General features: G+C 49.2%; 5 protein-coding genes and 1 pseudogene. 4 read left to right on the forward strand and 2 right to left on the reverse strand.

Going from position 1 to position 7,180, the window contains the following annotated elements; all coding sequences use genetic code 11:
* Genes B3Y70_RS10210 through B3Y70_RS10225 form a run of 4 tightly spaced genes read left to right on the forward strand, consistent with a single transcriptional unit; the run spans position 1 to position 6,538 of the window.
* Positions 1 to 1,218, forward strand: coding sequence for a restriction endonuclease subunit S (locus B3Y70_RS10210; protein WP_023011491.1), 1,218 nt, complete (start codon positions 1 to 3; stop codon positions 1,216 to 1,218).
* A gap of 1 nt (position 1,219) precedes the next feature.
* Positions 1,220 to 2,371 (forward strand): AAA family ATPase, encoded by a 1,152-nt coding sequence (locus B3Y70_RS10215; RefSeq protein ID WP_023011490.1) that lies wholly within the window; start codon positions 1,220 to 1,222, stop codon positions 2,369 to 2,371.
* Positions 2,372 to 2,405: 34 nt separating this feature from the next.
* Complete coding sequence (locus B3Y70_RS10220; protein ID WP_023011489.1) at positions 2,406 to 3,443, forward strand: virulence RhuM family protein; 1,038 nt, start codon at positions 2,406 to 2,408, stop codon at positions 3,441 to 3,443.
* Positions 3,440 to 6,538, forward strand: coding sequence for a type I restriction endonuclease subunit R (locus tag B3Y70_RS10225; protein WP_286893751.1), 3,099 nt, complete (start codon positions 3,440 to 3,442; stop codon positions 6,536 to 6,538). Before B3Y70_RS10220 ends, B3Y70_RS10225 begins: the two co-directional genes overlap by 4 nt.
* 3 nt (positions 6,539 to 6,541) lie before the next feature.
* On the opposite strand, the gene B3Y70_RS10230 is transcribed toward B3Y70_RS10225, so the two are convergent.
* Together B3Y70_RS10230 and B3Y70_RS10235 are read right to left on the reverse strand one after the other, a co-directional pair.
* On the reverse strand, positions 6,542 to 6,967 hold the full coding sequence (locus B3Y70_RS10230) for a secondary thiamine-phosphate synthase enzyme YjbQ (protein ID WP_014420709.1): 426 nt from the start codon (positions 6,965 to 6,967) through the stop codon (positions 6,542 to 6,544).
* Positions 6,968 to 6,985: 18 nt separating this feature from the next.
* A pseudogene (locus B3Y70_RS10235) lies at positions 6,986 to 7,180 on the reverse strand (succinylglutamate desuccinylase); the annotation flags it as partial.

Genomic DNA, 7,180 nt, shown 5'->3' on the forward strand with positions numbered 1-7,180 from the left:
ATGAGCAATGTGAGATTTATGGACAAGCTGGACGATAGCGTTCATATGGACTGGGTATCCCTTGGTGCTGTAGCAGATATTGGCACCGGAAGCTCAAATCGCCAAGATAAGAGTGAAAATGGAATCTATCCATTCTATGTTCGTTCAAAGAACGTATTAAAGTCAGATACCTTTCAGTTTGATGAAGTGGCTATAGTCGTACCCGGCGAAGGCGGAATTGGTGAGATATTCCACTACGTGGAAGGGAAATATGCCCTACATCAGAGAGCATATAGAATTCGCGTTATATCAGGCATATTGAACACAAAGTTTCTCTATCACTTCATGTCATCAAATTTTAAGAAATACATTCTGGCAAAAAGTGTTGGAGCAACTGCAACCTCTATAAGGAAGCCCATGCTTGAGGGATTCCAGATTCCCATCCCATGTCCGGAAAATCCGAAAAAATCCCTTGAGATCCAGGCGGAAATCGTCCGAATTCTTGACGCATTTACCTCCCTTACCGCCGAGCTTACCGCCGAGCTTACCGCAAGAAAAAAGCAATACAACTACTATCGCGACAAGTTGTTGAGTTTCGAAGATGGAGAAGTAGCGTGGAAGCCGCTCGGAGAGATTGGAGAATTTATTCGGGGTAAACGCTTTACCAAAGCTGATTATGTAGATGACGGTATCAGCGCTATCCATTACGGTGAGATTTACACCCGGTACGGAGCATTCACGACTAGGGCACACTCCCAGGTCCGAAGTGATATGGCGAAGACACTTCGTTATGCGCTGCCTGGTGACGTGGTAATAACGGATGTGGGAGAGACCGTAGAGGACGTTGGTAAAGCCGTGGCATGGCTAGGCGATGGAAAAGTCGCTATTCACGACCACTGCTATGCTTTCCGGCATACAATGAACCCGAAGTACGTTTCTTACTGCATGCAAACCGCATCGTTTATTGCTGAGAAGGCGAAGCATGTGGCCAGAACCAAGGTCAATACACTGTTAATGACCGGCTTTTCGAAGGTTTCGATCCCTATCCCCTATCCGGATGATCTCGAGAAGTCACTTGACGAACAGGCTCGTATTGTATCGATTCTGGACAAATTCAACGCCCTTACCGACTCGATTTCCGAAGGCTTACCCCGAGAGATCGAGCTGCGGCAAAAGCAATATGAATACTATCGGGATCTTCTGCTGAGCTTCTCAAAACCGGAAGAGGTCGCGGCTTGATATGAGCAAGACCCTAACGGAAATAGCCCAACAGCTCAGAGGCGCCAATAAAAGGGTGCAGTTGATTTATGCCTTTAATGGCTCGGGGAAAACCCGCCTATCCCGGGAATTCAAACAACTGATTGCGCCAAAGAATGATGATGAAGATGTCACCAATAGTGAAGGTGAAAGTGCATTCTCAAGAAACAAAATCCTCTACTACAATGCGTTCACCGAGGACTTGTTCTATTGGGATAACGATCTGGACTCAGATGCAGAACCTAAGCTGAAAATTCAACCCAACTCTTTTACCGACTGGGTTTTGAAGGATCAGGGGCAGGATCTCAATATCGTCACAAACTTCCAACGTTATGCTAATCAGAAACTCACCCCGCATTTTAGCGCAGATTTTACAGAGGTGACTTTTTCACTTGAGCGTGGCGATAACGAACATTCCGGCAACCTGAAAATCTCCAAAGGTGAAGAGAGCAACTTTATCTGGAGCATTTTTTACACCCTGTTGGATCAGGTTATTACAATCCTCAACGTTGCTGAGCCCACTGAGCGTGAGACAAATCAGTTTGACCAGTTGGAATATGTCTTTATTGATGACCCAGTCAGCTCACTGGATGAAAATCATCTGATTGAGTTGGCCGTCAACTTGGCGGGCTTGATCAAATCCAGTCAGTCTGGGCTGAAGTTTATTATCACAACTCACAGCCCTCTTTTTTATAACGTGCTCCACAATGAACTTGGTTTGAACAAAAATGGTAAAAAAGAAGGCTGCTACCTGCTGGAACGTTTTGAGAATGGCAGCTACCTTCTGAACACCAAATATGGGGATTCCAACAAGAGCTTTTCCTACCATCTATATCTAAAACAGGTCCTTGAGCAGGCAGTCGCGGAAAACCAGGTACAAAGGTACCATTTTACGCTCTTACGTAACCTGTACGAGAAAACGGCGAGCTTTCTCGGTTATCCGAGATGGTCTGAACTCTTACCGGGTGACCAGCAGGCGTATTTGAACCGCATCATCCAGTTCTCCAGTCATTCAACCTTGTCAAATGACACGGTCACCGAGCCAACAGAGCCCGAGAAGCAGACTGTTAAGTTACTGCTTAATCACTTGAAGAATGAATATGGCTTTTGGAAGCAGGTCGAAGCCAATGACTGAACTCACTGACATTAAAGCATAAGGAAGGAACCCTGTGCCCAATCTAAGTCTGGAAGATCAAACCACAGAATTTCTGCTCTACACCGCACCCAACGGCAAGATAAAGGTAGAGGTGGTGCTCAGCAATGAGACCATCTGGCTGACTCAGGAAAGAATGGCGGAGCTGTTTGGTGTGCAGCGCCCGGCAATTACCAAGCACCTGAAGAACATTTTTGAAAGCGGAGAGTTAGAGGAATCAGTGGTATGTTCCATTTTGGAACATACCACTGAACACGGCGCTGTGGCCGGGAAAACCCAGACGAATAGGGTCAAATACTACAACCTGGATGCCGTGATTTCGGTTGGCTACCGGGTCAACTCGGCACAGGCCACACAGTTCCGTATCTGGGCGACGCAGCTGATCAAAGAGTACATCATCAAGGGCTTTGCCATGGATGATGAGCGCCTGAAAAATGGCCGCTACTTCGGTAAAGATTACTTCCGCGAATTACTGGAGCGGGTGCGCTCCATTCGAGCCAGTGAGCGGCGCATCTACCAGCAGATTACCGATATTTTTGCTGAATGCAGCATTGATTACGACCCCAGATCGAAAACCACCCAGTTGTTCTACGCCCACGTTCAGGACAAGTTCCATTACGCCATTACTGGCCACACCGCTGCAGAAATCATTTCACTCAAAGCCGATGCCAGTAAGCCTTTGATGGGCATGAGCACTTACAAAAACGCACCGGCTGGCCGGGTATTAAAGTCAGATTCTGTGGTCGCGAAGAATTATTTGAGCGAAACCGAAATCAAACAACTCGAACGGGCAGTCTCGGCTTTTTTCGACTATATCGAAGGCATCATCGAGCGGCGCAACAGTTTCACGATGGAAAGCTTTGCTGAAAGCGTCAACAAATTTCTTGCCTTCAATGAGTACCGGATTCTGGAAGGCTATGGCAACGTTAGCCGAAAGCAGGCCGAGCAAAAAGCTTATGCCGAATACGACAAGTTCAACAAGCAGCAACATATCGAATCAGACTTCGATCGCGAAGTGAAAAAGCTGCTTCAAAGAAAGGACGCGGATACGTGATTGACTACAAGGCCATTGCCGAAACCAATCAATTTATCGTTCTGGATAGATATACCAAGTGCGTTCAGCTCAGTGAAACCTATCAAAGTGAATACGACCTGGAACGGGAATTTATAGCCGACCTTGAAAACCAGGGGTATGAATATCTGCCAGACCTCAACTCCCCGGATGCACTGCTGGCCAATGTGCGCCAGCAACTGCAAACCCTGAACAAACTGCAGTTTTCCGAGAGCGAATGGCAGCGCTTTGTGGAAACTTTTCTTGACCGGCCCAGTGAAACCGTCATCGATAAAACCCGCAAAGTTCACGATGACTATATTCACGACTTTGTATTCGATGATGGCCGCATCCAGAACATTTACCTACTGGATAAAAAGAACGTTACCCGCAACAAGCTACAGGTCATCAAGCAATTTGAGCAAACTGGGAGCCATGCCAATCGCTATGATGTCACCATTCTGGTCAATGGATTGCCCATGGTGCAGGTGGAACTGAAACGGCGCGGTGTAGCCATTCGCGAGGCCTTTAACCAGGTGCACCGCTACAGCAAAGAGAGTTTTAACAGCGAGCATTCCCTGTTCAAGTTTCTCCAGCTATTTGTGATTTCCAATGGAACTGATACACGCTACTTTGCCAACACCACTCAGCGGGACAAGAACAACTTTGACTTCACCATGCATTGGGCAAAGGCCGACAACAGCCTGATCAAAGATTTGAAAGATTTCACCACCACCTTCTTTCAGAGAAACACTCTGCTGGAGGTGCTGTTGAAATACTCGGTGTTTGATGTCAGCAACACCCTTCTGGTAATGCGCCCGTACCAGATTGCCGCGACCGAACGCATCCTGTGGAAGATCAAAAGTTCCCATGCGAGCAAGAACTGGAGCAAGCCGGAAAGCGGCGGCTATGTCTGGCACACCACAGGCTCCGGCAAGACGTTGACCAGCTTCAAAGCAGCAAGGCTGGCCACCGAGCTGGACGTTATCGACAAGGTATTCTTTGTTGTGGACCGTAAAGACCTGGACTACCAGACCATGAAGGAGTACCAGCGGTTCTCCCCCGATAGCGTCAACGGCTCGGACAGCACCGCAGGGCTGAAGCGCAATCTAGACAAAGAAGATAACAAGATCGTCGTCACCACCATTCAAAAGCTCAATAACCTGATGAAGAGCGAAAACGACCTGCCAATATACACCAGGCAAGTCGTTTTTATTTTTGACGAATGCCACCGCAGCCAGTTTGGTGAAGCACAGAAAAACCTTAAGAAGAAGTTCAAGCGGTTCTATCAGTTCGGCTTTACCGGTACCCCCATTTTCCCCCAGAACGCTCTCGGTGCAGAAACCACCGCCAGCGTGTTTGGTCGTGAATTGCACTCCTATGTGATCACCGACGCCATTCGCGATGAAAAGGTGCTCAAGTTCAAGGTGGACTACAACGATGTGCGCCCCCAGTTCAAAGTCATTGAAACCGAGCAGGACGAAACAAAACTGACGGCAGCGGAAAATCGGCAGGCCTTGCTGCACCCCGAACGTATCCGGGAAGTGTCGCAGTACATTCTGAATCACTATCGACAGAAGACTCATCGCCTGCAACCGGGCGCCATGGGCTTTAATGCCATGTTTGCCGTCAGCAGCGTGGACGCCGCAAAGCTCTATTATGAATCTCTGAACCAACTTCAAGCCGAGAATGATAAACCGCTCAGGATTGCCACCATTTTTTCCTTTGCCGCCAACGAGGAACAGGATGCCATTGGCGATATTGCTGACGAGAGTTTTGAAGTCTCGGCTATGAACAGTAGCGCCAAGGAGTTTTTAAACGCCGCGATTGCCGACTACAACGCTTTATTCAAAACCAGCTTCAGTGTCGACAGCAACGGCTTCCAGAACTACTACCGCGATTTGGCCAAGCGCGTGAAATCCAGAGACATCGACCTGTTAATTGTAGTGGGCATGTTCCTGACCGGCTTTGATGCGCCAGTGCTCAACACCTTGTTCGTGGATAAGAACCTGCGCTACCATGGCCTGATCCAGGCCTTTTCGCGCACCAACCGGATTTATGACGCCACCAAAACCTTTGGCAATATCGTAACCTTCCGTGATCTGGAGAAGGCGACCATTGACGCCATCACCCTGTTTGGCGACAAGAACACCAAGAACGTAGTCCTGGAGAAAAGCTACAAGGAATACATGGAAGGCTTCACCGATCTCGTTACCGGCGAAGCACGACGTGGCTTCATGACGGTGGTAGCAGAATTGGAACAGCGCTTTCCCGCCCCGGATGAGATTGTTAAAGAAAAGGACAGGAAGGCGTTTGCCAAGCTGTTCGGCGAGTACCTGCGCGTTGAAAACATACTGCAGAATTTCGATGAATTTGCCAGCCTAAAAGCCCTGCAAACGATTGATACCAGTGACCCTGCGGAAGTGGAAGCATTCAAGGCGAAACATTATCTAAGCGATGACGATCTCGCCGTCTTACAGAACATCCGATTACCCTCCGAGCGCAAGATTCAAGATTATCGCTCCACCTACAACGACATTCGCGATTGGTTGCGCCGTGAAAAAGCCGGCAACGATAACAACCAGTCCAGCATCGACTGGGATGATGTGGTCTTCGAGGTAGATCTGCTCAAGTCACAGGAAATCAATCTCGACTATATTCTCGAGCTGATCTTCGAGCACAACAAGAAAACCAAAAGCAAGTCAGACCTTATTGACGAAGTGCGCCGCCTGATTCGGGCCAGTCTTGGTAATAGAGCCAAGGAGAGTTTGGTGGTCGACTTTATCAACCAGGCAGATCTGGATGATATTCCTGACAAGGCCAGTGTCATTGACGCGTTCTTCACCTATGCAAGAGCTGAGCAGCAGCGAGAAGCGCAGGCACTGATTACGGCCGAAAAGCTTAACGCGGAAGCGGCCAGGCGCTACATCACCACGTCTTTGAAACGAGAGCATGCCAGCGACAATGGCACGGAGCTCAATAACATTCTGCCGAAAATGAGTCCGTTGAATCCGCAATACCTCACCAAAAAACAAAGCGTTTTTGAAAAAGTTTCGGCGTTTGTAGAGAAGTTCAAAGGCGTAGGCGGGCAGATCTAGAGCTCACCAACGCCCCTGCAAAGTCGCCACAATTTTACGACCACCGGCGTGATTCCGGTGTTCGCAAAGGTAAATCCCCTGCCAGGTACCGAGAGCCAGATGGCCGTGGCTGATGGGGATGGTCAGCGACGGCCCGATGATCACGCTTTTGATGTGGGAGGTGGTGTCATCAGGGCCTTCCAGGGTGTGCTCGTAATAGTCGGCGTGTTCCGGCACCATCACATTGAAGTGACGCTCCAGATCGCCACGCACGTCCGGGTCGGCGTTCTCATTGATGGCAAGAGAAGCGGAGGTATGCTGAATGAACAGATTCAGCAACCCCACTTCGCAGTTAGTCAGTTCCGGCGCCTGGGCCAGGATTTCGTTGGTCACCAGGTTAAATCCCCTGGGCAGCGGGGCCAGCTCAATAGTGTTCTGGTGCCAGATCATACGTGCTCCAACAGTCGGTTATTTCTGAAGTTCATCCCAGGGGTGTACCGGCACCACCGCTTCTTCCGACATCTCGCTCTCGAAGGAACTGCGGAAGTAATCCATGGCCTTCTCGGCCTCACCCAACTCATCAAACCGCGCCACGTGGTAGATGGCCTCACCTTCGTTCACCAAGGGCAGGTTGTTCACACAGATGACGATCCCGGAACAGGG

Origin of the sequence: Marinobacter sp. UBA5687 (assembly GCF_002420325.1) — a bacterium.
In the GTDB taxonomy this organism is placed as follows: Bacteria; Pseudomonadota; Gammaproteobacteria; order Pseudomonadales; family Oleiphilaceae; genus Marinobacter; species Marinobacter nauticus.